The sequence below is a fragment of the Kaistella yananensis genome (assembly GCF_026107505.2).
Taxonomy (GTDB): domain Bacteria; phylum Bacteroidota; class Bacteroidia; order Flavobacteriales; family Weeksellaceae; genus Kaistella; species Kaistella yananensis.
Genome location: NZ_JAPCHZ010000001.1, coordinates 461,841 through 487,051, shown reverse-complemented (window position 1 = coordinate 487,051; position 25,211 = coordinate 461,841). Strand labels below are relative to the sequence as shown.

The 25,211-nt window shown below is 38.9% G+C and carries 23 protein-coding genes; 16 read left to right on the top strand and 7 right to left on the bottom strand.

The genetic code is table 11. The annotated features are described in order from the left end of the window. Nucleotides 1-46: 46 nt before the first annotated feature. Nucleotides 47-697 carry a YceI family protein gene (locus tag OK344_RS02160; protein ID WP_407936694.1) on the bottom strand — a complete coding sequence of 217 codons (651 nt, stop codon included), beginning with the start codon at nt 695-697 and terminating at the stop codon, nt 47-49. A 90-nt stretch (nt 698-787) separates the two neighbouring features. Here OK344_RS02160 and OK344_RS02155 point away from each other — a divergent pair, with 90 nt between their 5' ends. After that, complete coding sequence (locus tag OK344_RS02155; RefSeq protein ID WP_265143228.1) at nt 788-1,726, top strand: sulfate/molybdate ABC transporter ATP-binding protein; 939 nt, start codon at nt 788-790, stop codon at nt 1,724-1,726. A 175-nt stretch (nt 1,727-1,901) separates the two neighbouring features. On the opposite strand, the gene OK344_RS02150 is transcribed toward OK344_RS02155, so the two are convergent. After that, complete coding sequence (locus OK344_RS02150; RefSeq protein ID WP_265143226.1) at nt 1,902-2,234, bottom strand: zinc ribbon domain-containing protein YjdM; 333 nt, start codon at nt 2,232-2,234, stop codon at nt 1,902-1,904. A gap of 252 nt (nt 2,235-2,486) precedes the next feature. Between OK344_RS02150 and OK344_RS02145 the strand changes: the two genes are divergently transcribed. From OK344_RS02145 to OK344_RS02075, 15 genes are all read left to right on the top strand, one after another. Continuing rightward, entirely contained in the window at nt 2,487-3,692 is a 1,206-nt protein-coding gene (locus OK344_RS02145; protein ID WP_265143225.1) for an RsmB/NOP family class I SAM-dependent RNA methyltransferase, read from the top strand. Nucleotides 3,693-3,921: 229 nt separating this feature from the next. Beyond that, entirely contained in the window at nt 3,922-5,592 is a 1,671-nt protein-coding gene (gene asnB / locus OK344_RS02140) for an asparagine synthase B (RefSeq protein WP_265143224.1), read from the top strand. A 147-nt stretch (nt 5,593-5,739) separates the two neighbouring features. Beyond that, a complete protein-coding gene (locus tag OK344_RS02135; protein ID WP_265143606.1) occupies nt 5,740-6,021 on the top strand; it encodes a type II toxin-antitoxin system RelE/ParE family toxin in 282 nt (93 codons plus the stop codon). An 11-nt stretch (nt 6,022-6,032) separates the two neighbouring features. Beyond that, nucleotides 6,033-6,341, top strand: a complete 309-nt coding sequence (locus OK344_RS02130) for a HigA family addiction module antitoxin (RefSeq protein ID WP_265143223.1) — start codon at nt 6,033-6,035, stop codon at nt 6,339-6,341. A gap of 48 nt (nt 6,342-6,389) precedes the next feature. Beyond that, nucleotides 6,390-7,781, top strand: a complete 1,392-nt coding sequence (locus tag OK344_RS02125) for an MFS transporter (protein WP_265143222.1) — start codon at nt 6,390-6,392, stop codon at nt 7,779-7,781. 113 nt (nt 7,782-7,894) lie between these two features. Next, nucleotides 7,895-8,770 carry a pirin family protein gene (locus OK344_RS02120; protein ID WP_265143221.1) on the top strand — a complete coding sequence of 292 codons (876 nt, stop codon included), beginning with the start codon at nt 7,895-7,897 and terminating at the stop codon, nt 8,768-8,770. A 94-nt stretch (nt 8,771-8,864) separates the two neighbouring features. Next, nucleotides 8,865-9,521 carry an NAD(P)-dependent oxidoreductase gene (locus tag OK344_RS02115; protein WP_265143220.1) on the top strand — a complete coding sequence of 219 codons (657 nt, stop codon included), beginning with the start codon at nt 8,865-8,867 and terminating at the stop codon, nt 9,519-9,521. Between the two features lie 14 nt (nt 9,522-9,535). Further along, nucleotides 9,536-10,582, top strand: a complete 1,047-nt coding sequence (locus tag OK344_RS02110) for an LLM class flavin-dependent oxidoreductase (RefSeq protein WP_265143219.1) — start codon at nt 9,536-9,538, stop codon at nt 10,580-10,582. A gap of 48 nt (nt 10,583-10,630) precedes the next feature. Continuing rightward, a complete protein-coding gene (locus tag OK344_RS02105) occupies nt 10,631-11,539 on the top strand; it encodes a pirin family protein (protein ID WP_265143218.1) in 909 nt (302 codons plus the stop codon). 127 nt (nt 11,540-11,666) lie between these two features. Then, the gene (locus OK344_RS02100; protein WP_265143217.1) at nt 11,667-13,172 is read left to right on the top strand and encodes a catalase; all 1,506 of its coding nucleotides are present in this window, start codon (nt 11,667-11,669) and stop codon (nt 13,170-13,172) included. A 67-nt stretch (nt 13,173-13,239) separates the two neighbouring features. Beyond that, complete coding sequence (locus tag OK344_RS02095; protein WP_265143216.1) at nt 13,240-13,524, top strand: GNAT family N-acetyltransferase; 285 nt, start codon at nt 13,240-13,242, stop codon at nt 13,522-13,524. 190 nt (nt 13,525-13,714) lie between these two features. Next, nucleotides 13,715-15,274 (top strand): sodium:solute symporter, encoded by a 1,560-nt coding sequence (locus OK344_RS02090; protein ID WP_265143215.1) that lies wholly within the window; start codon nt 13,715-13,717, stop codon nt 15,272-15,274. Nucleotides 15,275-15,378: 104 nt separating this feature from the next. Continuing rightward, the gene (locus OK344_RS02085) at nt 15,379-16,230 is read left to right on the top strand and encodes a transketolase (RefSeq protein WP_265143214.1); all 852 of its coding nucleotides are present in this window, start codon (nt 15,379-15,381) and stop codon (nt 16,228-16,230) included. Nucleotides 16,231-16,276: 46 nt separating this feature from the next. Next, entirely contained in the window at nt 16,277-17,221 is a 945-nt protein-coding gene (locus OK344_RS02080; protein ID WP_265143213.1) for a transketolase family protein, read from the top strand. 90 nt (nt 17,222-17,311) lie between these two features. Further along, nucleotides 17,312-17,647, top strand: coding sequence for a hypothetical protein (locus tag OK344_RS02075; RefSeq protein ID WP_265143212.1), 336 nt, complete (start codon nt 17,312-17,314; stop codon nt 17,645-17,647). Between the two features lie 455 nt (nt 17,648-18,102). On the opposite strand, the gene ric is transcribed toward OK344_RS02075, so the two are convergent. From ric to OK344_RS02050, 5 genes are all read right to left on the bottom strand, one after another. Beyond that, nucleotides 18,103-18,816 (bottom strand): iron-sulfur cluster repair di-iron protein, encoded by a 714-nt coding sequence (ric, locus tag OK344_RS02070; RefSeq protein WP_265143211.1) that lies wholly within the window; start codon nt 18,814-18,816, stop codon nt 18,103-18,105. A gap of 127 nt (nt 18,817-18,943) precedes the next feature. Then, nucleotides 18,944-19,375: an RrF2 family transcriptional regulator gene (locus OK344_RS02065; RefSeq protein ID WP_265143210.1), complete on the bottom strand. Its 432-nt coding sequence runs from the start codon at nt 19,373-19,375 to the stop codon at nt 18,944-18,946. Nucleotides 19,376-19,380: 5 nt separating this feature from the next. Beyond that, nucleotides 19,381-19,755: a hypothetical protein gene (locus OK344_RS02060; RefSeq protein WP_088467814.1), complete on the bottom strand. Its 375-nt coding sequence runs from the start codon at nt 19,753-19,755 to the stop codon at nt 19,381-19,383. Nucleotides 19,756-19,824: 69 nt separating this feature from the next. Then, nucleotides 19,825-20,295, bottom strand: coding sequence for an Lrp/AsnC family transcriptional regulator (locus OK344_RS02055; RefSeq protein WP_265143208.1), 471 nt, complete (start codon nt 20,293-20,295; stop codon nt 19,825-19,827). A 133-nt stretch (nt 20,296-20,428) separates the two neighbouring features. Next, nucleotides 20,429-25,210, bottom strand: a complete 4,782-nt coding sequence (locus OK344_RS02050; protein ID WP_265143207.1) for a translocation/assembly module TamB domain-containing protein — start codon at nt 25,208-25,210, stop codon at nt 20,429-20,431. Between the last annotated feature and the right edge of the window lies 1 nt (nt 25,211).

The window sequence follows — 25,211 nt, the reverse complement described above, 5'->3', positions numbered from 1 at the left end:
AACAATGAGACGGATTCACATCACTTATCACACTTAAATAAAAAAATTATTTCTTTTCCAAGGCTTTAATCAAAATCTGAAGATTTACCTCATTTTTGATCACGCCGTTTGCAAGAGGCATCTGGAATTTCACACCGAAATCCTCTCTGTTGATGTCTTTTGGTTCTGTAGCAATGCTCACCTCACCATTGTTAACGGTAACATTCGCATTGAACTGAACCGGTTTTGTAATTCCTTTGATTGTTAAGTTGCCATCGAGAAGTGTATTGTAATCTCCATTGGCATTTTCAGAAACTTTTGTAATTTCATAAGAAGCGGTTGGGAATTTTTCAACTTCGAAAAAATCACCACTTTTCAAATGTCCATTTAATTTATTCAGCTGTTCGGCATCATCTTTCAAGTCAACTGAGGTTAAAGAATTCATGTCTGCAACAAATTTTCCGCTTTCCAGTTTCCCGTCTTTTACGGTAACATCTCCACTTTCGAACTTAATGGTTCCAAAATGGCTGGTATTGTCGGATTTCAGAATTTTAAAGCCTTTCCATTCAATTTTACTGTTTAAAGTATCTACCTGGAAAGAATTTCCTTCTGTTGTTGTAGTAACCTCGTTGTTTACGCTGCTCAGCGGTTTGTCTTTTCCACATGAAACTACTGTCATTCCCAAAATAAATGCTGAAAACACTGAGATCTTAAACATATTTTTCATCAAATTTTTGCTTTTTTTATTGCTCCCGCTAAAATAATAAAAATAATTCACAGTAAGATCAAATTTATTAATTTTGCAGATATGCTATTAGAAATCAATCAATTGTTTTTCTCTTATTCCCCTGAAAAAGAGCTTTTCCGAAATCTGAATTTAAAGATTGAAAGAGGCAGGATTATAGCGCTGGCCGGCGAAAGCGGCTGTGGAAAATCCACATTGCTTAATTTAATTTATGGCTTGCTCGACTGGGAAAAAGGAGAGATTATTTTTGATGGAAAACCCATATATGGCCCTAAAAAAAATATCGTTCCCGGAGAAAGTGAGATGAAACTCGTGGCACAAAACTATGATCTAATGCCTTATGCTACGGTTTCCGATAATGTAGGAAAGTTTATTTCGAACATTAATCTTCAGGAAAAAAAACACAAAGTGCTGGAACTGCTGAAAGTTGTAGGCCTTGAACAATACGCGAATGTTCTCCCAAAATACCTGAGCGGGGGCCAACAGCAGCGTGTTGCGATAGCACGGGCGCTTTCCGTAATGCCGAAACTGCTTTTGCTGGATGAACCTTTTAGCAATCTTGATTATTCCAGAAAAATTGAACTGCGGGAGAAACTCTTTAATTATGTAAAGGAGAAAAACATTTCACTCATTATTTCCACTCACGAAATTCAGGAAGTGATGCCGTGGCTTGATCAGATTATTGTTCTTCAGGAAGGCAGGCTGATACAGAACGACAGCCCAAGAGATATTTTCACTAACCCCTACAATGCTTATGTAGCTAAACTTTTTGGCGAAGTGAATGTTTTCTCTGATGAAGAGAAATCAGCATTCGGTGTTTTTAAAAATTTCTGGTATCCTCACGAGATAAAAATATCACAGTCAGGAAAAGATGCCCAAATTCTCGAAAGCCGTTTCGCCGGAAACCACTATTGGAACAAAGCTTTGGTGAGCGGAAAAGAATTGATTATGTATACCGACACTCAAATATCCGGTGCGGTGAAGGTTGATTTCATAGACTAACATCAACATATTTCAAAAAACTGGTACGGAAATTGAAAATATTTTCTTAACTTTACTCTTCCCAAATAAGGAAATTTTTGGTTAATTCTCTTTCTGCCTTTAAGACGAAATTAGTCCGTTAATTTCGGACAACCAAGTCTTTGAAACAGAACCCTGTCCAAATCTTTCCTTTTTTTTATGCCTTTTTCACAAATTCAGATTTCAGCGCCATCGCTCCGAAACCGTCGATTTTACAGTCGATATTATGATCAGAATCAGGGCGAAGGCGGATGTTTTTAACCTTTGTTCCCGCCTTTACAGGTTTTGGTGCTCCTTTTACAGGAAGATCTTTCATCACGATTACAGAATCTCCGTTTTGGAGTTCGTTGCCGTTCATGTCCAGAATGGTTTCGCCACTGGCAACTTCATTAGGATCCCACTCATGAAAACATTGGGAACACACCTGCAGATTATCCTGTTCGTAAGTGAATTCGGACTGGCATTTCGGACAAATTATGGTATCGCTCATCGTTTTATTTTTTTGAAACACAAAAGTACGGATTTTTTACGGTCATTAAAAATCCCTGATTCTCAACAACCCCGCTGCGCCCCAACCTGAGTGGAGCTCTTTTTTATGGAACGCAGTGGAAGAAAAAAAGCGGGAACGGAGGGCAGAAATTGGCGCCCAAATCAATGGCATCATTATTCAGTTAAAAACTGTATTTTTGCAAAAATTTTGTCCCGGAAATCCGAGCGAAACTAAACATTTAACTATCCATACATGGAACTGATACACAGAAACTTACTAATAGGAATTCACGACGCTTTACAGGAAACCTTTTTCGAGGACCGAAAATATGCAGATAAAGTGATAGAGCGGCTTCTGAAAGCCAACAGAAAATGGGGCAGCGAAGACCGCAAGGTAGTTTCACAAATTTTCTACGACATCATCCGCTGGAAAAAACGCCTCGAATATTATATGGGCGAAGGCGTGAAACCGAATAATATCTATAAACTGATTCTCGCATACTGCCTTTGGACCAAAACATATTATAAAAAATTTGAGGAATTTGATGGGATTAAAAATGCTGACATTCTTAATAAACTGAAGAAGAATACAGTTCCCACCAAAGCAATTGAATATTCAATTCCCGAGTGGCTTGCCGAAACGATGGAAAAAGAACTCGGGAACAACTGGGAAAAAGAAATGCATGCGCTGAATGAGCAGGCTCCGACAATTCTTCGCGCCAATACCTTGAAAACCACAGCGAAAGAATTGATTTCTGACCTGAAGGATGAAAATGTGGAAAGCTTCCAGATCAGAAATTATCCTGATGCCGTTCAGCTTGATGAGAAGAAAAACGTATTTTTAACCTCAGCTTTTAAGGATGGTTTATTCGAAGTTCAGGATGCCTCTTCCCAGAAAATCGGTGAACTTCTGGATGTTCAGGAAGGAATGCGCGTTGTAGATGCCTGCGCCGGAGCTGGTGGAAAAACCCTTCACTTAGCGGCTTTGATGAAAAATAAAGGTCAGATTATCGCCTTGGATATTTACGAATGGAAATTGGCCGAACTAAAACGCCGTGCGAAAAGAGCCGGAGCGCATAATATTGAAACCCGTTTCATTGAAGACAATAAAGTGATCAAAAGACTTCATGAAAAAGCCGACAGACTGCTGATCGACGCACCTTGTTCGGGATTGGGCATTTTAAAAAGAAACCCAGATTCCAAATGGAAAATTGACCAGGATTTTATTGACCGAATCAAGCAGGAACAGCAGCAAATCCTTCAGGATTACAGCAAAATGCTGAAAAAAGGCGGTAAGATGGTATATGCAACATGCTCCATCCTACCAAGTGAAAATAATGAGCAGGTAGAAAAATTCTTAAAAAACAACGAAGGCTTTAGCTTACTGAAAGAAGAAAAAGTAATGCCGAGCGAAGGTTTCGATGGTTTCTACATGGCGCTGATTCAGCGAAATGCTTAAATAAAAGTCATTAACGAAACGTAAAGCAGGCATTTGTCTGCTTTTTTTTTGAATTTTTTCCACCAGATTCTCTAAATTTCTCCTTTCAACTTAATTTTTTCCGCTTTAAAAGCTAATTTTAGTAAAATATTCTTATTTTGCTTAATATTATTTTGTTTTATAAACATTTACTTTATGTTTGCAGAACAAAATTAATCAATTATTAACAACTACTTATAATTATAAATCTATGTGCGGAATTGTATGCTTGTTTGATGCTAAACAAAAAACCGAAACTCTAAGACCTCAGGTTTTAGAAATGTCTAAAAAAATTCGCCACCGCGGACCAGATTGGAGCGGAATTTTTCAGGACGAAAAAGTAATTTTCTCCCACGAAAGATTGGCCATAGTAGACCCAACTTCTGGGAAACAGCCATTATTTTCTAATGATAAAAAAATCGTTCTTGCCGTAAATGGTGAAATCTACAACCACCGTGAACTTAGAAAAGAGTTTCCGGACTACGAATTTCAAACCGAATCCGATTGCGAAGTAATCATTCCTTTATTTAAAAAATACGGCAAAGATTTCGTGGATAAACTGAACGGAATTTTTGCTTTCTCCTTATACGATACCGAAAACAATGTATATTTTGTTGCCCGCGATCACATGGGAATCTGCCCGCTATACCAGGGTTGGGACCAACACGGAAATTATTATGTAGCTTCTGAACTTAAAGCTTTGGAAGGTGTTTGCAAAACCATCGAAACTTTTTTACCCGGGCATTTTCTTTACAGCCCCGAAGGTTACGAATTGCAGCAATGGTACACGAGAGATTGGGAGGATTTCGAGAATGTAAAAGACAATAAGACCGATTTAGCTGAACTTAGAAAAGCTTTGGAAGAAGCTGTTCACAGACAATTGATGAGCGACGTTCCTTACGGTGTTTTGCTTTCCGGAGGATTGGATTCTTCGATTATTTCTGCGGTAACTGCAAAATATTCGCGAAACCGTATCGAAAGTGGCGATACTCAGGAAGCTTGGTATCCGCGTTTACATAGTTTTGCAGTAGGTCTGGAAGGAAGTCCCGATCTGGTTGCTGCACAAAAAGCTGCGGATCACATCGGCTCTATTCACCACGAAGTTCATTTTACTGTTCAGGAAGGTTTGGATGCGGTTCGCGATGTGATCTATCACTTGGAAACTTATGATGTAACTACCGTACGGGCTTCCACACCGATGTATTTATTAGCGAGAGTCATCAAGTCAATGGGAATTAAAATGGTGCTTTCCGGCGAAGGTAGTGATGAATTATTCGGAGGATATCTGTATTTCCACAAAGCGCCTAACGCAAAAGAATTTCATGAAGAAAACGTGAGAAAACTTGGAAAACTTCACTTGTATGATTGTTTGCGTGCCAATAAAGCCTTGATGAGTTGGGGAATCGAAGGCCGCGTACCTTTCCTGGATAAAGAATTTATGGATGTTGCGATGCGCCAAAATCCAAAAGATAAAATGGTGACCGCTCACGAACCAAAAATCGAAAAATGGCTGCTAAGAAAAGCTTTTGAAGATTTGTTGCCGGAATCTATCGTGTGGAGGCAAAAAGAGCAATTCTCCGACGGAGTTGGCTATTCATGGATCGATTCTTTAAAAGAAGTTGCCGAAAAAGAAGTGACAGACGAGATGATGGTGAATGCAAAATTCCGATTCCCGCTGAACACGCCACAAAACAAAGAAGAATACCGCTACAGAACGATTTTCGAAGAGCATTTCCCAAGTGAAACCGCCGCGGCAACAGTTCCGTCGGTTCCGTCGGTTGCGTGCTCCACTCCTATCGCTTTAGAATGGGATGAAGCTTTCAAAAACGCCAACGATCCAAGTGGTAGAGCCGTGAAAACCGTTCACGAAGACAGTTACTAATCGATAGCTACATTTAAAAAATTTGATATACCCTTAAGAAGTTTAAGCTTTTTAGGGGTGTTTTCTTGGAGTGAAGATTATTCGAGATAAACATTCTTCATGTTCAAAAGTTTTTACTTACCTTTGACGTTAGTAACGCAAAAGAGGATGATTATCAATTTTGGAAATAAAGAAACAGAAAAAATCTGGAATGGAGTTGTTTCTAAAAAACTTCCAAGAGAAATTCAGGAGGTTGCCAGAAGAAAACTGAGGATGATTAATAATTCAATTGATATAGCTGACCTTAGAATTCCGCCCGCAAATCGGCTAGAGAAACTAAAGGGTGATTTATCCGAATTTTATAGCATTCGGATTGATAATCAGTGGAGAATTATTTTCAAATGGAAAAATCATAATGCGTTTGCGGTTGAAATTATAGATTATCATTAAATTGAAAAAACATGAAAAAGTTGAGAAATATATCACCTGGAGAAATATTATTAGAGGAATTTTTGGTTCCACTCGAAATTTCACAATACAGACTTTCGAAAGATTTGGAAATTCCACAAACCAGAATTTCGGCAATCATTAAAGGAAATAGAAGAATTTCTGCCGATACAGCAGTGAGACTAAGTGCTTACTTTGGAAATTCTCCGAAATTTTGGCTCGGACTTCAAGATGATTACGATATTGAAAATGAATTAAAAGAGAAATGGAGCGAAGTGACAAGAATTACACGTATCCGAAAAGAAAAAGAAGACGTCGTTTAACATTCTAAATCCCGCGAGTTATCACGGGATTTTTTTTATTTTTGTTTAATGTCTGAATCCATCAATACACCAAACCCTTCTGTTAAAAAATTTCTCCCCATTATTCTGGCGACGGCAATTTTCATGCAGATGCTCGATTCTACTATTCTGAACACATCGCTGCCATCAATCGCAAAAGATTTAAACGAATCGCCACTGAATATGCACAATGCAATTATCAGCTATGTACTAACTTTGGCTTTATTCATGCCGGTAAGCGGTTTTTTGGCCGATAAGTTCGGAACCAAGAAAGTTTTCATTTTCGCTTTGATTATTTTCAGTGCAGGGTCGATATTTTGTGCCATCTCTCAAAACCTGATGCATTTGGTAATTTCCAGAGTGATACAGGGTATTGGTGGAAGTTTAATGACACCAGTGGGCAAATTGGCATTGATCAAAACTTTTCCGAAAAACGAATTACTAAAAGCGATGAATTTCGCAATTATCCCTGCATTAATCGGTCCGGTTTTAGGGCCACTGGTTGGCGGATACATGGTGGATTATCTTTCTTGGCACTGGATTTTTCTCATCAATATTCCTATTGGCTTGCTGGGAATAATTTTAGGACTCAAGTACATGCCCAATTATCAGTCCGCGTCTTCGGAATTTGATTTGAAAGGGTTTATCATATTCGCCTCAGCGTCTTTGCTGCTTTCAGTTTCCCTGGAATTATTTGGAAATACTACGCACACCACTCCCGTTTTGCTGATTTTCATTTTGGGATTTTTGATGATTTATTATTATTACAAACACGCAGGCAAAACCAAAAATCCGATTTTCCCTTTAAACCTTTTTCAGGTAAGAACCTTTCGAGTAGGCATTGTAGGAAATCTCGCTACACGATTGGGAATCAGCTCAATTCCTTTGCTGTTACCTTTAGTGATTCAAATTGCTTACAAAGAAAGTGCGGTGATTTCGGGTTGGATTGTCGCCCCGATGGCTTTAACTGCGATGTTTGGGAAATCTTTCGTGATTTCTATTTTAAATAAATTCGGCTACCGAAAAACACTGATGACCAATACCTTTATCATCGGTGCACTCATTTGTTGCCTCGGAATTCCGGGAATTCATACTTCCATTTTCTGGTTTATTCCCATTATTGCAGTGCTCGGATTTTTCAATTCCATTCAGTTCACTTCGATGAATACGATTTCTATTGCTGATTTGCGAAATGATCATACGAGCAGTGGAAACTCATTGCTTGCCGTAAATCAGCAATTGGCCATTGGTTTCGGAATCGCATTTGGGCTGATTATTTTAAAATCCTTCGAAGCAAAGTTGGAAAATCCCCACCTAGCCTTTCGTTACACTTTTTTTGCGGTAGGAATTCTCACCATTCTCTCAGGTTTTGTTTTCCGACGCCTTCATGTAAAAGATGGCGAAAACATGAAATCCGAATAATCAAAAGTTTCTTCAGTAAAAAATAACTGATTTACAACGAGATTCGTTCTTATCCTACATCAATGTTTTTGCCTTTGTGTTGAAGTACTTTTGTATCATCAAAAAATAGCACAATGGCAACAAAAAATATAGAATTAATCGCAGCACCTAAACCTCCACATTTTGTTGGTGATGGTTTCAGGGTCCATAATTTTATTCCCAGCGGATATCATTTGGACATGAAAAGAATGGATCCTTTTCTTATGTTGGATTATAATTCGAAGTTTCATTTCTCCGGCACCGACACGCCGCGCGGAGTTGGTGTACATCCACACCGCGGTTTCGAAACGGTAACCATCGCTTACAAGGGCTGTGTTGAACATGGTGACAGTGCAGGTGGCGGAGGAATCATCGGTGAAGGTGATGTGCAATGGATGACCGCTGCTTCCGGAGTTCTTCACAAAGAATTTCACGAAACAGAATGGGCAAAAGAAGGTGGAATTTTCCAGATGGTGCAACTCTGGGTGAATTTGCCTGCGAAAGATAAAATGAGCGCTCCAAAATATCAAGCCATTAAAAATTCTGAGATGAAGTTGGTGGATTTAGGAGAAAATGGTTTTATTGAAGTAATTGCGGGAGAATACAACAGCCAAAAAGGTCCGGCTTCCACTTTCAGTCCCGTAAATTTGATGAATGCGAAATTGAAAGAACATGGAAAAGCAAATTTTAGTTTTCCTCCCCATTTCAATACGGCAGCTTTGGTGATTGAAGGAAATATTTTGGTTAATGGTGAAGAAAAAGTTCCTACAGATCATTTCGTTTTGTTCGAAAATGAAGGCGAAGATTTCACCATCGAAGCATCGGAAAACGCTATCGTTTTAATCATTAGCGGCGAACCGTTGAACGAACCTATTTTCCCTCATGGTCCTTTCGTAATGAATTCCCGCGAAGAAATCATTCAAGCTTTTGATGATTTTAATACAGGCAAGTTTGGCTATCTGGAAGATTAAAGTTTTGTTAAAAGTAACCGCGAACTATTCGAGTTGTTATTTTTCCTCTACCTTTAATTAATAAAAAAAACTTTAAATTTTAAATTATATAAAAATGAAAATAGCACTGATCGGCGCTACAGGTTTTGTAGGAAATGCCATTCTTAATGAACTATTGGAAAGAAATTATCAAGTAACTGCAATCGCAAGAAATACCGATAAAATCAATATCGAAAAAGAAAATCTAGAGAAAAAAAACGTTGATGTTTTTAGCGAAGCTGATTTGGCGGAAGCCGTGAAAGGCAGTGATGCGGTAATAAGCGCTTACAACCCGGGATGGACCAATCCCAACATTCACGAGGAATATCAAAAAGGTGCAGCTTCCATTCAAAATGCAGTTGAAAATTCAGGAGTGAAAAGATTAATCGTTATCGGAGGTGCAGGAACATTAAAAATTGATGGAAATCACCTGGTTGACGGACCGAATTTTCCGAAAGAAATTTATCCCGCTGCAAGTGCGGTGAAGAATTATTTTGTTGAAAACCTTTCCAAGAACGAAAATCTCGATTGGGAATTTTTCAGCCCCGCCATTGAAATGAGCATGTTCAGCGAAGACCAAGTAAAAACTGGAAAATACAGAGTAGCAACCGACTCACCTATTTTTGATGAAGAGGGACGTTCCAGACATTCCGTTCAGGATTTGGCAGTTGCGGTTGTTGATGAACTTGAAAACAAAAAATTCATACATCAAATTTTCACAGCAGCTTATTAAAATTCACAGCAAATATGAAAAAGATCGAATTTGGCTTGATGACCTTTGCCGATATGGCTCCGGAAACTGTTCCCGGTAAAGGATTCAATGCACACCAAAGAATACAAAATCTTTTAGAAGAAATAAAACTAGCCGATGAACTGGGCGTTGATGTTTTCGGAATTGGCGAACATCACCGTCCGGATTACGCTGTATCGTCACCAACCACGGTTTTGGCGGCAGCTGCTGCAATCACCAAAAATATTAAATTATCGAGTGCGGTAACAGTTTTAAGTTCCGAAGATCCGGTTCGCGTTTATCAGCAATTTGCAACGGTGGACGCAATTTCCGGCGGAAGAGCAGAAATCATGGCCGGACGGGGTTCTTTCATAGAATCTTTCCCTTTATTTGGTTTTGATTTGAATGATTACAACGAGCTTTTTGATGAGAAACTCGATCTTTTGCTTAAAATTAATAAAGAAGAAAAAGTTTCTTGGCAGGGAACTCTTCGTACGCCGATTCATGATTTAGGTGTTTATCCAAGAGCATTAAACGGAGAACTTCCCATTTGGCTTGCAGCGGGAGGAACTCCGGCTTCGGCAGTGCGAGCTGCAAAACTTCAGCTTCCACTAATGCTTGCAATTATCGGTGGAATGCCAAGTCAGTTTGCGCCATTTATTAATCTTTATAAAAAATCTGCTTTACAAAATGGAGTAAAACCGGAAGATCTTCAAGTGGGAATCAATAATCATCTGTTTGTAGGAGAAGATGGCGAAAAAACTGCCGACGAATTTTTCCCTTATTACGCCCAAATGATGGATCGTGTAGGGAGAAGCCGCGGTTGGCAACCGATGTCTCGCGAACAGTTTGAGTTCATGAGAAGTCCGGAAGGATCACTGATGGTAGGAAGCGTAGAACAAGTTGTTGAAAAAATTATTTATGAATACGAACTTTTCGGCTTCACCCGATTTTTTGCGCAGGCGAGCATGGGATTTGTCCCACATGAAACAACGATGAAATCCATCGAATTGTTTGCAACGCAGGTCATTCCGGAGGTCAAAAGAAGATTAGGAATGCACTAAAATATTGCCGCACTTGTTTATTCTATAACATTAAAACCCAATTTAATCATGTCAAACATCGGACTCATCATTGAAGAAAAAGCTGCGGACATTGGGAACTTTTTAGTCGGAAGGCTGCTTCCTTTCAGAGAAAAACGCGCTGTTGGACCTTTCGTTTTCATCGATCACATGGGCCCTGCTTCGTTGAAGGAATATCAGAATTTAGAAGTTCCGCCTCATCCGCACATTGGACTTTCTACACTTACTTATCTTTTTGAAGGATCCATTCAGCACAAAGATAGTTTGGGAAGTGATATCGAAATAAAACCAGGTGCGGTGAACTGGATGACCGCCGGAAAAGGAGTCGTGCACTCCGAAAGAACTCCGGAATACCTTAGAAGTACCGAAAAAAATCTTCATGGTTTTCAAATTTGGGTAGGTTTACCAAAAAATCTGGAACAAAGCGAACCTACCTTTCATCACACCGAGGCGGAAGACGTTCCGGTTTGGAACGAAGGAGATTTGCAGTACAAACTGATTGCGGGCGAACTTTTCGGAAGAAGATCTCCTGTTCCTGTTCATTCAAAATTGTTTTTTTTAGAAATTAAAAGCCAAACTGCACAGAAAATAAGCATCGGGAGAAATCTCTTCGGCGAAGTGGCGATGTATGTATTGGAAGGAAATGTAACCATCGAAGGAAATACTTTCGGCGGAAAACAATTGCTGGTTGCTAAAAATGCGAATTTATGCGAATTTGAAATCAGTGAAAATTCGACCATCTATCTTTTTGGTGGCGAACCTTTCGAAGAAGAACGCTATATTTTCTGGAATTTCGTGAATTCTGATAAAGAAATCATCGAGAAAGCCAAAATCAACTGGCATGAGCAAAACCACGAAGCATTTCCTTTGGTTGTAGGAGATGAAGAAGAGTTCGTGCCTCTTCCCAAATCCATTTTAAACGGGAAACTGTCAAAATAACAAACGCAATCTTCGTTTAATTCACCTGTCAGTTTATCTTTTCACCCAAAAATATCATACAATTAGATAGAATGAAGTTTATGAAGCTATTTTAATTTGTAACTTTATCTGACAAAATATTATAATCATGGAAGAAAAGAAAAAACTGACAAGACAGACCGGAGCGCCTGTGCCAGACAACCAAAATGTACAGACCGCGGGAGCCAGAGGACCAATGCTGATGCAGGACTTCTGGTTTCTGGAAAAAATGGCCAACTTCGACAGAGAAGTTATCCCGGAAAGAAGGATGCACGCCAAAGGTTCCGGCGCATTTGGAACATTTACCGTAACCCACGATATTTCGCAATATACAAAAGCCCATATCTTTAATGAAATTGGCAAAAAAACAGAAATGTTTGCACGGTTTTCTACCGTGGCAGGAGAACGCGGTGCTGCCGATGCAGAAAGAGACATTCGTGGTTTTGCCTTAAAATTTTATACCGACGAGGGAATTTGGGATTTGGTGGGAAACAATACTCCGGTATTCTTTTTCCGTGATCCGATGAAATTTCCTGATCTGAATCATGCCGTAAAACGCGATCCGAAAACCAATATGAGGAGCGCCAATAACAACTGGGATTTTTGGACTTTACTGCCGGAATCTCTACATCAGGTAACCATTGTGATGAGCGACCGGGGAATCCCAAACGGTTACCGCCACATGCATGGCTTCGGAAGCCATACTTACAGCTTTATCAATCACGCCAATGTCCGTCATTGGGTGAAATTCCATTTCAGAACGCAGCAGGGAATTGAAAATTTATCAGATGAAGAAGCTGCTGAAATCATCGGAATGGATCGCGAATCTTCACAGAAAGATTTGTTCGAAAATATTGAAAAAGGCAATTTCCCGAAATGGAAAATGTTTATACAGATCATGACCGAAGAACAGGCAAAAACTTACCGGTTCCATCCGTTTGATTTAACCAAAGTTTGGTCTAAAAAGGATTTTCCACTCATTGAAGTTGGTGAATTTGAACTTAATAAGAACCCAGAAAATTATTTTCAGGATGTTGAACAGGCGGCTTTTAACCCCACCAATATTGTTCCCGGAATTGGTTTTTCACCGGACAAAATGCTCCAGGGAAGATTATTTTCTTACGGCGACGCGCAGCGATACCGATTGGGCGTAAACCATTTTCAGATTCCTGTAAACAAGCCAAGATGTCCTTATCATGCTTTCCACAGAGACGGACAAATGCGCGTGGACGGAAATTACGGCGCAACAAAACATTATGAACCAAACAGTTACGGCGAATGGCAGGAACAACCAAGCGCTAAGGAACCACCATTGGAAATTTCAGGTGATGCTTATGCTCACAAATTCCGGGATGATGATGAAGATTACTTCACCCAACCAGGGGATTTGTTCAGAATCATCAAAGCCGATGGAAAAGCCGATGTTTTATTTAAAAATACTGCCGCAAATGTCGGTGGAGCCGAGAAATTCATCCAAATCCGCCATATCAGAAATTGCTACAAAGCAGATCCAGAATATGGAGAAGGAGTAGCAAAAGCCCTTGGACTGGATATGATGGAGGTTTTTGCTTTCGATATGTCGCCTTATGATCAGTGGGCACCAACTCAATCTTAAATCCAGAAAAAAAGTGAAACTCAACCTTTAACTTTTTTCTTTTATACAATTTTTTAAAAATAAAAACATGGCAGAAATACAACATCACAACAACGAAAAAAACGGCGTATTCGAAATTTATGAAGACGGCGTAAAAGCCGGAGAAATGACCTACACTTGGGCAGGTACAGATAAATTCATCATTGATCACACCGGTGTTGATGAAGCTTTTAATGGAAAAGGATACGCAAAACAGCTGGTAATTGCAGGCGTAGAATACGCAAGAGAAAATGGGAAAAAAGTGATCCCTCTTTGCTCGTACGCTAAAGCTACGATTGCAAGAAATGTAGAACTGCAAGATGTTCTGGCATAAAGAATTAAATACTTACTTTCCAAACCCCATCAGCTAAAACTGAGGGGTTTTTTGTTACTGGTGACTGACCAACCAAGTAATGCTAAAGGAAAGTAAAACCAAAGAAATCTATCACCGATAAGAAACGCAGGACAGGCTTCTGGAGAAATAACGTAAAAAAACTATATTTGCTCATTAAATTCTTAAAAAAATGAACCCAGGAACGATTTTGCTCTTATTTGTTTTCGCGTATTTTATCGGTTTATTGGTGATCTCGTACATCACCAGCAGAAATGCCGACAACCAGTCATTCTTTATCGGAAACAAAAAAAGCAAATGGTGGCTTGTCGCGTTTGGGATGATTGGCACCAGTTTAAGTGGCGTTACGTTTATTTCGGTTCCGGGAACTGTCGGCAAAATAACAGCAGGAGATTATCCCTTCGGTGGATTCGAATACTATATGCTGGTCATCGGTTTTTTTATCGGCTATTTTATCGTGGCATTTGTTCTTCTGCCTCTTTATTACCGGATGAATCTCACTTCCATTTATACCTATCTGGGGCGGAGGTTTAATGTAGAGGCTCACAAAATCGGTTCTCTGTTCTTTATTATTTCACGTTCCATTGGTGCAACAGCAAGATTATACTTAGTGGTAAATGTATTGCAGATATTTCTTCTCTCGGCTTTAGGCGTACCGTTTTGGGTAACTTCTGCTGTAATTCTTATCATGGTTTTACTCTATACATTCGAAGGTGGGGTAAAAACAATTGTAATTACCGATACACTTCAGACTTCATTTATGATCCTGAGTTTGGTGGTTTGTATTATTTTTATTCTCTCGAATCTTAATTTATCCGCAGGCGAAGCATACAATGTGCTGGCGGCTAAAAACTATACGCATTTCGTTAATTTTGATGTAAACTCGAAAACATTTTTCCTGAAAACAATTCTCGGCGGTATGTTTATCACGATCGCCATGACTGGTCTGGATCAGGAGATGATGCAGAAAAACATTTCTGTAGACAATCTTAAAAATTCCAAGAAGAATATGCTCACTTTTGCAGGAACACTATTACTTGTGAATCTTGCCTTTCTTTTCCTGGGCGGACTTCTATACCTGTTCGCCATGGAAAATGGTGCTGAATACGCAAAAATCGTTGATATCGTAAACGGGAAAGAAAACATTACCAATGTTTTCGGTTTTAAAGATGCTGCAACAGGCACTGTAAATAATATCATGGGCGACGATCTTTTTCCTGCACTTTCGCTTCAGGGCTATTTCCCGCTGTTTATCTCGGTAATTTTCATCATCGGTTTAATTTCTGCACTTTTTCCTTCTGCAGATGGCGCATTAACTGCCGTTACAAGCTCATACTGTGTAGATTTATTAAACATCAATGAAGACACAACCAAAACTGAAAAGCAGAAAAAAAGACTGCGGATGAAGATTCATTTAATCTTCACCGCCATTTTCTTCGCTTTAATCATGATTTTCAAAGCCATTGATGATAAATCAATCGTATATCTCATCATGGAAGTTGCCGGTTATACTTACGGACCGCTTCTGGGACTTTTTGCCTTCGGGATTTTAACCAAATATCAGATTACCAAAAAATATGCAATCATTGCCGTAACTTTGCTGGCACCGGTTTTAACCTATTTCATCAACTATCTGGTAACCCAGAATACAGATTACAGAATTGGTGTAGAACTTATTATAATTAACGGTCTTCTCACTTTTATAGGGCTGTGGCTGATCAGGAAGAAATAAAAACTCAACAAATAATCACCAATATTCCGGGCCGAAAACCCGGAATTTTTCATTTCCAAAACCCATCAAAAATTTGTAAATTCGCTGGCAAATAAATCAAAATAATGAGCAAAAGTATTGAAGAGCTGAAATCTCTTACAACGCAAATCAGAAGAGACATTTTAAGAATGGTTCACGCCGTGAATTCCGGGCATCCCGGTGGTAGTTTGGGCTGTACCGAATACTTCACCGCACTGTACGGGAAAGTAATGAACTATAAACTTCCGTTCACCATGGAAGGTAAAAATGAAGACCTTTTCTTCCTTTCCAACGGACACATTTCGCCGGTGTTCTATTCAACTTTGGCGAGATTTGGCTACTTTCCGGTAGAAGAACTGAAATCTTTCAGAAGATTGAATTCCAGATTGCAGGGACACCCAACAACTCACGAAGGTTTACCGGGAGTTAGAATTGCTTCAGGTTCACTTGGACAGGGACTTTCTGTAGCAATCGGAGCGGCTCTCGGTAAAAAATTAGACGGTGACCAATCCCTAGTTTATACCCTTCACGGAGACGGGGAATTACAGGAAGGACAAATCTGGGAAGCTTTGATGTTTGCCGCTGCTAAAAAAGTAGATAATGTAATCGCAACCATCGATTACAACGGAAGACAGATCGACGGAGATACCGATGATGTCTTAAGTTTAGGAGATTTACACGCGAAACTGGAAGCTTTCGGATGGAAAGTGTTGAATGAAAAAAACGGAAACGATCTGGAAGCAGTAATTTCAATCCTTGAAAGAGCAAAAGCAGAAACCGGAAACGGAAAACCTGTCGCAATTATTCTTCATACCGAAATGGGTTACGGGGTTGATTTCATGACCGGAACTCACGCATGGCACGGAAAAGCGCCTAACGATGAGCAGCTTGATACCGCCTTCAAACAATTATATTTAGAAGCCCCGGCTGATTACTAAAATTTGTGAAGTTTAAAGTAATTCACAAACATCAAAAAAGATAAAAATGAAATATACATACACAGAAAAAAAAGATACAAGAAGCGGTTTCGGTGCAGGATTGGCTGAATTGGCCGACAAGAACCCTAATGTCGTGGCACTTTGTGCTGACTTAATCGGTTCCCTGAAAATGGAGAAATTCATTGAAAAAGCTCCGGAAAGATTTATCCAGGTAGGGATTGCAGAGGCAAACATGATGGGAATTGCAGCAGGATTAACCATCATCGGAAAAATTCCATTTACCGGAACTTTTGCAAATTTTTCGACTTCAAGAGTTTATGACCAAATTCGTCAGTCGATTGCGTATTCAAATAAAAATGTAAAGATTTGCGCTTCTCACGCCGGTTTGACTTTGGGAGAAGACGGTGCAACGCACCAAGTTTTGGAAGACATCGGAATGATGAAAATGCTTCCGGGAATGACGGTTATCAACACTTGCGACTACAACCAGACCAAAGCCGCAACTTTGGCGATTGCCGATTTTGAAGGTCCGGTTTATTTGAGATTTGGTCGACCTGTAGTTCCGGTTTTCATTCCGGAAGATATGCCTTTCGAAATCGGAAAAGGAATTCTTTTACAGGAAGGCACCGATGTAACCATCGTGGCGACCGGACATTTGGTTTGGGAATCTCTGCTTGCAGCGGATGAACTGGAGAAAGAGGGAATTTCGTGTGAGGTGATTAACATTCACACCATTAAACCTCTGGACGAAGAAATTATTCTGAAATCTGTTGAAAAAACCGGCAAAATCGTAACCGCTGAAGAGCATAATTATTTAGGTGGTTTAGGCGAATCGGTTGCAGGTATGTTAGCCAGAAAAAGACCTACAATCCAGGAATTTGTTGCAGTAAACGATACTTTCGGTGAATCAGCAACACCGGCGGAACTGATGAAGAAATACGGAATTGATGCAGATGCCGTAAAAGCAGCGGTAAAAAGAATTATAGCGTAATAATTTCTCTTCAATTATACATTTAAGACACGTCTTTCAGAGGCGTGTTTTTTCATATTTACTATCAGAATATCTATTTTAAAAACAGTTATGAAAAATTTCATCATCGTTCTAGCGCTAGCTCTGGTTTCATGCAACGCCAGGACCAATTATAAATCAGATAAAAATGCACCGATCGTTGATTATAATCAATCTTACGAATATTATGATCAGAGTAGAAATTTAAACGAGGCTACAAAAAGGTATAATGAGCAAACAGTTTATCTCTTCAATGGTAAACAAATCACTAACAAAAAATTTAAGCAACTTTTTGAGAAGGAAAAAATAAAATCTATTGAAAACATTTTGGATAAGGAGAAAATAACTCATTTAGGCTATTCATACGACAAGGTAAAAAGAATAATATTCACGAGCAGTCTCAAATAGATTTATTTTAACGCTAGAATTAAATCTTTCTTAAAAAAATCCTACAATTCTCCTTATATATCCTATAATTCAATCTTCAACTAAAGTATTTTGGTAAGTGATAATTTTAAAATAAAATAATGACCGACAGATTTATAAATTCATTAAAATTTTCTCTTGCTGCTTTCGCACTATAATCCTCTGCGAACCTTTAATGTAAACTTATGTCCACGCGATGTCTGCCGATCTGCATACGAGAAGCTATGTACGCGCCCCGTGCAGGTGTTACCCAATAAGAATTTAACTTTCGGTGTAGGCGCAAATATGGAATATTACGGCCCGCTGAAACACAACGAAAATAATATCGGTGCGTTTCTTCAGGTAGCGCTTTTCTAAAAGATTTCTCAGCAAAACAAAACCGTTTCAGAATATTCTCTGAAACGGTTTCTTATCAAATAAACAACTACGGAATTAATTTAGAATGTTTTTTCCATCGCGATTGCTTTTGGAAAAAGAATGTTATTTTCTAAGTGAATGTGTTTGTGCAGGTCGTTCTGGAAGTCTTCCAGCATTCTGTACGTTACCTGGTAAGTTCCACAGGCGTCATCTGGAAACTCATAATTATTGGTAAGTTCAGCAATTTTTACGAAACGTTCGCCTTCAGCTTCATGCTCGTGCTTCATCATGGCAACAGGATTTTCTACTGTTCCGAAACGAGGCGCCGGCAATGCGTCGCCATTTTTCTTCGCTTCTACCATCTGCTTGATGAACGGGAAAAGAATGAGTTCTTCTTTTTTCATGTGTGCTGCCAAATCCTGGGCACTGCCAATGAAAAGTTCGTTAATTTCAAAAAGTTCAGGATGTCTTTCACCGTGTACTTTGCAAAGTTTATTCAAATAAGGAATCAGCATTGCAGATTTTTCTTCCACGTAACGGTGGTGGGTTTTCTCAACATAATCTGCCAATAAATCCAGTGGCCAGGAATTAAAATCGATGTCTTCGGATTTTCTGTTTACTATTTCTTCCAATTCCTGATAAATCTGTTGGGGACTCACTTTTTTACTATCGCAAGCTTCTTCTACCGTTCTCCCGCCTTTGCAGCAGAAATCGATATTGTATTTTTTAAAAACTTCTGCAGTTCTGAAATTTTCTGCAACGAAGTCGCCGATTGTTTTTTCTTGAGTAAGCATTTACTTTTGGTTTTAAATTATAGTACAAATTTATAAAATATTTTTAATTCGGACAAATTTATCCTAATTAATTTTAAAAGTAATCTATTGTTGAGTTCTTTAAATTTTGAAAACTGAAATATGAATTTTATTTCAGCCAGGCGAGACCGCTTTCGGTTTTAAGTCCTAAGTCGTAGAAGGAATGTTTCTGGGTCATTTCGAGAAGTTTTTCACGCACTACCTTAAAATCATCGTGCACAGGACAAGGATTTTCTGCTGAACATTTTTGAAGTCCCAAACCACACTGGGTGAAAAGTCCGTCTCCATCAAAAATTCTTACCAAATGAAAAATTGTAATTTCTTTTTGTTTTGTTTTATCAAAAACAAATCCTCCCTGCTGACCACGCACCGATTCCAAAATATTTTCTCTGCACAGTTGCTGAAGAATTTTAGCGGTAAAGGCTACGGGAGCATCAATCGATTGGGATACTTCTTTCACATTCACTCTTTTTTGCTGCAGACTTTGCCGCGCAATGTAAATGGAAGCTTTAATGGCGTATTCGCAGGCTTTTGAAAACATAAATGTTATTTAAAGAATTGCCACTTCGGGATGAATGCGAGTAAACCAACCGATATAAAGATAAAAAGATTGGTAACATCGGTATACAAAAAGGTCGAAAGATAAAAATTATGAAGAAAGAAATGCAGCACCACCGCCGCCGGGAACATATAGACTCCCATTTTTCTGTAGAAAAAGATGAGAATTAGCCCAATAATCATCAGCAAATCGATAAGGAAAATAAGGATGAAGTAAAATCCGGGAATATTGAGGTCGTTCTGCTGAACATATTCGTCGGAATCGATCCCAATTCCCATCAGCGTGAAGAGCAGCAAAGCCGAAAGTGATAAAATAAATCCTAAATCTTTTTTCGGACTTTCGTTAGAAAATTCTTCGTTCATAGTGGTAAAATTAAAAAAACTTTTGAAAGAATTCAAAAGTTTTCAGTTATTACTAAAGATTCAGTTCAGTTAGATTGAAACTGCGTCGATTAATCTGTTTTTATCAGAAAGATATTCCTGCATTGAGATCATACTTTCAGTTCTCATCACATCCTGAATGTCATCAATCTGGTAAATGATTCTTTTAGCATCTTCTGTATTTTTGGCTTTTACTTTACAGAAAATATTGTATTTACCGGAAATTACACTTGCCTCGATAACGTTCGGGATGGTCGCAAGTTCTTTCAAAACTTCCTGGGTTCTGTTTGATTTGGTGAGCAGAATTCCGATGAAAGCTGTGAAATGATAATCGAGTTTACCGTAATCGATATTAAGAGAAGAGCCTAAGATAATCCCGGCATCTTCCATCTTTTTAACTCTTACGTGAATGGTTCCTGCAGAAACTTCCATTTGTTTAGCGATTTCTGTAAAGGGCATTCTGGTGTTTTCTACTAAAAAATCCAAGATTTTTTTATCTATTTCGTCGAGTTGATAGTTCATTTTATATATGTATTGTATAATTGATAATTGTTTGCAAACATTTTTGCAAATTTACAAAAAAATATTAAAATGAAAAAATTTAGATAAATATTAACAGGTTTTAACGCAATCTTTACTATTTAAGTGATTATCCTTATTTAATTGTATCATTTATAATTGAATCTCTTTTAGATTCTGACTGTTTAGGATTATTATTTTTGTCTTTTTTCTTCCTTTTAAAGATGGTATTAAAACTTTTACTATAAACTACACCTACTCCGTAGCTTTGGTTGGCACTTGCATTTCCGGCTCCAGCACCGTTCAATCCGATATTTGTCGGTTTACTGTAAGCTCGCAACAATCTTGTACCGTCGTTTTTCTTAGACCAATCGTATTCTACAATCCCTTCACCCGAAAGATAATCGGTATTCGCGTTATCTGATCTGGAAATTGGGATTCCTAACCCTGTTTTTACCGTTACTCTCGGCGAAAGCGCAATACTCACACTGGCATTTGCACGGTCGCCACTGTTGGAGTTTGCATCGCCTTTCAGGTAATTTAAATCGACCTGAAATTCGTTACTGATCTGGTTCAATACAGAACCTAACTGCTTGAAAAGCATATTATAACCAGAAGTTTCAAGTGTATTCCCCAGATTGATATCGAATGCAGAATTTCCAACATTAAAACTGCTCATCACCAGAACAGATCCAAACTGAATGATTTTTTCGTCTTCATTACTCATTTTTTCGGCGAGAGTTTCCCTCAAACTGCTCGATACATCCTGTGCGGAAACACCCAATTCAATTTTCGGATTATTCAGTGTCTGCGAAATTCTTGTAGAAAGCAAAACATTGATTGGCTGCAGACTTCCCATGTTTAGATAGGCTCCGGCATTGGTTACGGTTCTTAAATAAGTTGCATTAATATCGAGTTGCGGCGCCATTGCATCACCATCCCAACGGATGCTGCTTCCTTTGGAAATCTGGAACGTTCGGTTAAGAATCGCTTTGGAAACAAAGGTTCCGTTATCGACGAAATAATTTCCGTTCATTGAAATTGCTCCGGTCCTGGACATCTGGAATCGCAGTTTCTCAGAATTTCCACGTACGGTTATATCACCAATATCATCGCCCACCATAACGTTTACGGTAGTTCCCTTATCAACCGCAATCGTAAAATCGATATTCATGTTCGCGCTGGATCTTTTCTTTTCTTCTACGGAAACAATTCCCGCTTCGTCTCTTTTCAGGAATCTCAGCATCTTGAATTCTTCAACATTAGAAGTTGAATTAGAATTAAAGGTGAAGACACTGTTGTTTAAAGCCCGCATTTCCGGCGTAGAAATATTTAAAGCCGAAACCGGTCCGTCCACGTATAAAGTTCCGGTACCGTAAATCCGTCCCCAGAAAAGGTCATAATCTTTCTGCGTGGTGTTGAGCAGCATTAAATTATCAGCCCTCATCACTAAGTTGACGCCCATTGAAGATAAAGTTTCAAACTGAATCGCACCGGAAATTGATCCGCGGGAATTCGATCTTCCGTCTTTTACGCCAATGTCATTCAGAATCGCCAAACCTTTGGAAAGTGAAATTACAGTATCCTCGAACGAATAATCAACACCTGTGAAGTTGAGTTTCAGCCCCAAGTCTTTCATCGCGATATCACCACTGTAATCAACATCACTAAGTTTACCAGTAATTTTTAAGTCTCCTGAAGCTTTTCCTCTTAGATTTCCGAAAACGCCTTTTACGAATTCCTGGGCAAAAGCGATATCAAAATCATTCATATCAGCAGTTAAATCAAGCGTTGGTGAAGAAGTATTGTTGTTAATGGTCCCGGTAAGGTGAAGGTTATTGTCACCAATAATTCCTGCGGAAACCACCTTTGCTTCAACATCGAAAACATTCGGTACACTGCTTTTTTTAGCGGATATAACTACATTGCCCATATCTTTTCCATTCATCAGAATATCAGTAATATTCAAATCGATAAGCGGTTCAAGATTGTTTTTATCCATGGTAATATCGAAGGTTCCGTTAGCAATTCCCTGTACATCCATACTGTTGTCGCTATTGGTAAGTGCAAAAACTTTGGCAATATCCAGGTTTTTAATTTCGCCATCTGCCGAAAAATCCTTGGCTGATTTGAAGACGGCCTGATTCAGGAAAAGTTCGCTGTTATCCGAATAGAGTCTCAAACGCTGAATGTAGAAATCACCGGCTTTTTTTCTGTATGTAATCGAATGATTTAATTCCGGACTCGTATCCACACTCCATGCGACATCATTGAATTTCACGGTAGTAGGCTCAAAACGGAAAACATAATCCCCCGCCCGATCTGTAGTTTGGTTAAGATTTACCGCATACTCCTTAAGTGTTTCTTTAATTTCGTCTTCTGGAGTGCCGTGTTTGAAATTAGCTGCGATATGCAGAATTCTGTTATTTTCGTTACGTCCGCTTAAAGTGATGTCTTTCAGAATATTGGTATTGTATTCTACTCTATTTACCTTCGCGAAAATCTGTTCATCAAGATTTGCCGTATTAATCCGAACGATTAAACTGTCGACCATCGCACTGTCGCGGGTAATTTTATCGCGTTCTGTAATTTTATATGCAGGATTTGCAGCGGCTAAGGCTTTGTCGGCATCGGTGATTTCTTCTTTTTTGGTCATCAAATATTTTAGCGAAGCTGCATCAACATTTAAGACCAGATTATTACTGTTACCATCGTAGGCGCCGTTAACAATCGCACCTTTTGGAATCTGCAGATTGGGCTCAAAATAACTTACCAATCCCTGTTTCACATCAAAGTCCATCGTAAAGTGCTGCCCTCTGTATAATTTTCGTGGCGGTGGCCCGACTAATATCTTACCGAGCCCATTCTGAACCATCCCGGCTAAATCACCAAGATTGAATTTTCCGGCAATTCTGCCATTTACAGCTCCCGGCGCGTCAACAGAAACAATACGGTTTCCGTTTTCAAAATAAGCTCTTACTTTAGCATTGGGAATCAGATACTTCTGTGCGGCATTGGTAAAACTTACGTTCCGCAAATCAGCATCAAGATTCAAGTCGTTGATATTGGTCATTGCAATTTTACCGTCAACCAATCCACTCACAATCTGCGTGCCTTTTCCGCCGGTAAAATAGTTGACATTCAGATACTTAACATCCGCAACAACATCTGCAAGCAAACGGCTGGTGCGGAAATCGACAAGTCCTTTTACATTTGCTCTCGCCTGTTCGTCATTTACATTTACAATTCCGTTATAGGTTTTGTGATCCAGCAAACCATCCAGATAAACGTTATTAATTTCCCTGTTCATGATTTCAATTTTCGAAATCTGTGAACGGGTTCTCAGTTTCATGGTATTTACATCAAAACTCTGCCCCTGGATATTAAACTTACCGGAAATTAATCCCACCTGATTCATTTTGGTAATCACCGAAGTATTCAAATCGTTTAATTCTGCATAACCACGGTATTTCGGGAGATTAGAACTGTAATCTTCGAGGTAGAAATTATTTATTTTTGCCTGGCCACTCCCCGTAATTAAATTTGCGTTGGAAACATAAACCTGCTTAGGATTTAGGCGTACAGCGCCATTGTATTTTAACCTTCCGAAATCATCAGCAAAATTTTTCATTTTTGATGAAATGAAAGTGGGCATCATTGCTTTCAGTTCTTTGTACGTAAAATCGGTAGAAAGTGAGTTGGTCTCAATCTGAAAGTTACCATTCAGAATATTTTCAACCTTCATTTTAGCCGTTCTAATGTTAACTTGCGGATTTCTAACCAAAAAATTATCGAGATAAAAATCGTTCAGTGGGCCGGTCATATCACCAGAAATATTAATTGGTTTATAATTATCCCAATTGGTGACAAAATAGCTGATATCGTAACCGCTGATCTGGCTTCCGGGCTGCAGCGTCATGTCCCATTTCACTTTATTCGTAAAATCAGCCCAGGAACCGTTATTCAGATTTAAAATTAAATCTCCCTGAAGGAGTGAATGATCTGTATTTAGGGTTAAGTCCTTCAGCGTAAGGGCTTCTTTGGTCAATCCAAAATCCGCAGAAAATGTATCAACAAAATGTTTTTTACCCCATCTTTCAGTAGTAAAACGCATGTTATTAATCTGAGCAAAAACATCAGATCCATTTACACGAAGTTCTGGCACCACAAGATTAACATTCTGAGCAGTAAGCCATTTACCGGCTTCACCTTCACTGTTCTGATTTACAATAGATATTTTGGAATCAGTAATAAAAATTCTGGATTTTAACTGAAATGGCTCTTTTTTAACCGTAGGTGCCGGGGTATTGAAGAGATCCACAAATCGGATGAAATTCGAAATACTGTCGCCTTTATACGTAATGACCTTTAAATCCATTTTTTCCAAAGACAACGATTGAAACTGCAGATTCCGTGAATCACTGATGATTGCAAACCAATTAGAGTCTGCATAAAGTTCCTTGGCTTTCAGAAAGGGGAAGTTTTTATAATCTTTAATCGCAACTTCGTGAATATGGATATCTCCAAAATAATTGATGTCAACACTTTTAAACGACATCTGCGATTTCATGTCGGTATTAAGTTTTGCAATCACTTTTTGTGCTGCCCAATTCTTTGTTGAAGGAAGACTTACAATAACCAAAAAAGACGCGACCAGAAAAAGCCCGGACCAGAATAAAATAAGTAAAAGTTTTGCCCACCACTTATAGCTGGTAACATCTTTGGCAGCCTGATCCACAAATTCGCCGGCAGTTTCTACTGGTTTTGTAATTGCGTCGGAAGCCAGTTCTGCAGCACCTTTTACGGTTTCTTTTACAGTTTCCTGAACGTTTTCCACACCTTTCTGCACAGAATCGCCAATGTTCTGGGCTACAGATTTTTTGTTTTCGTTATCGTTATTATTCTCTAAATTTGCCATT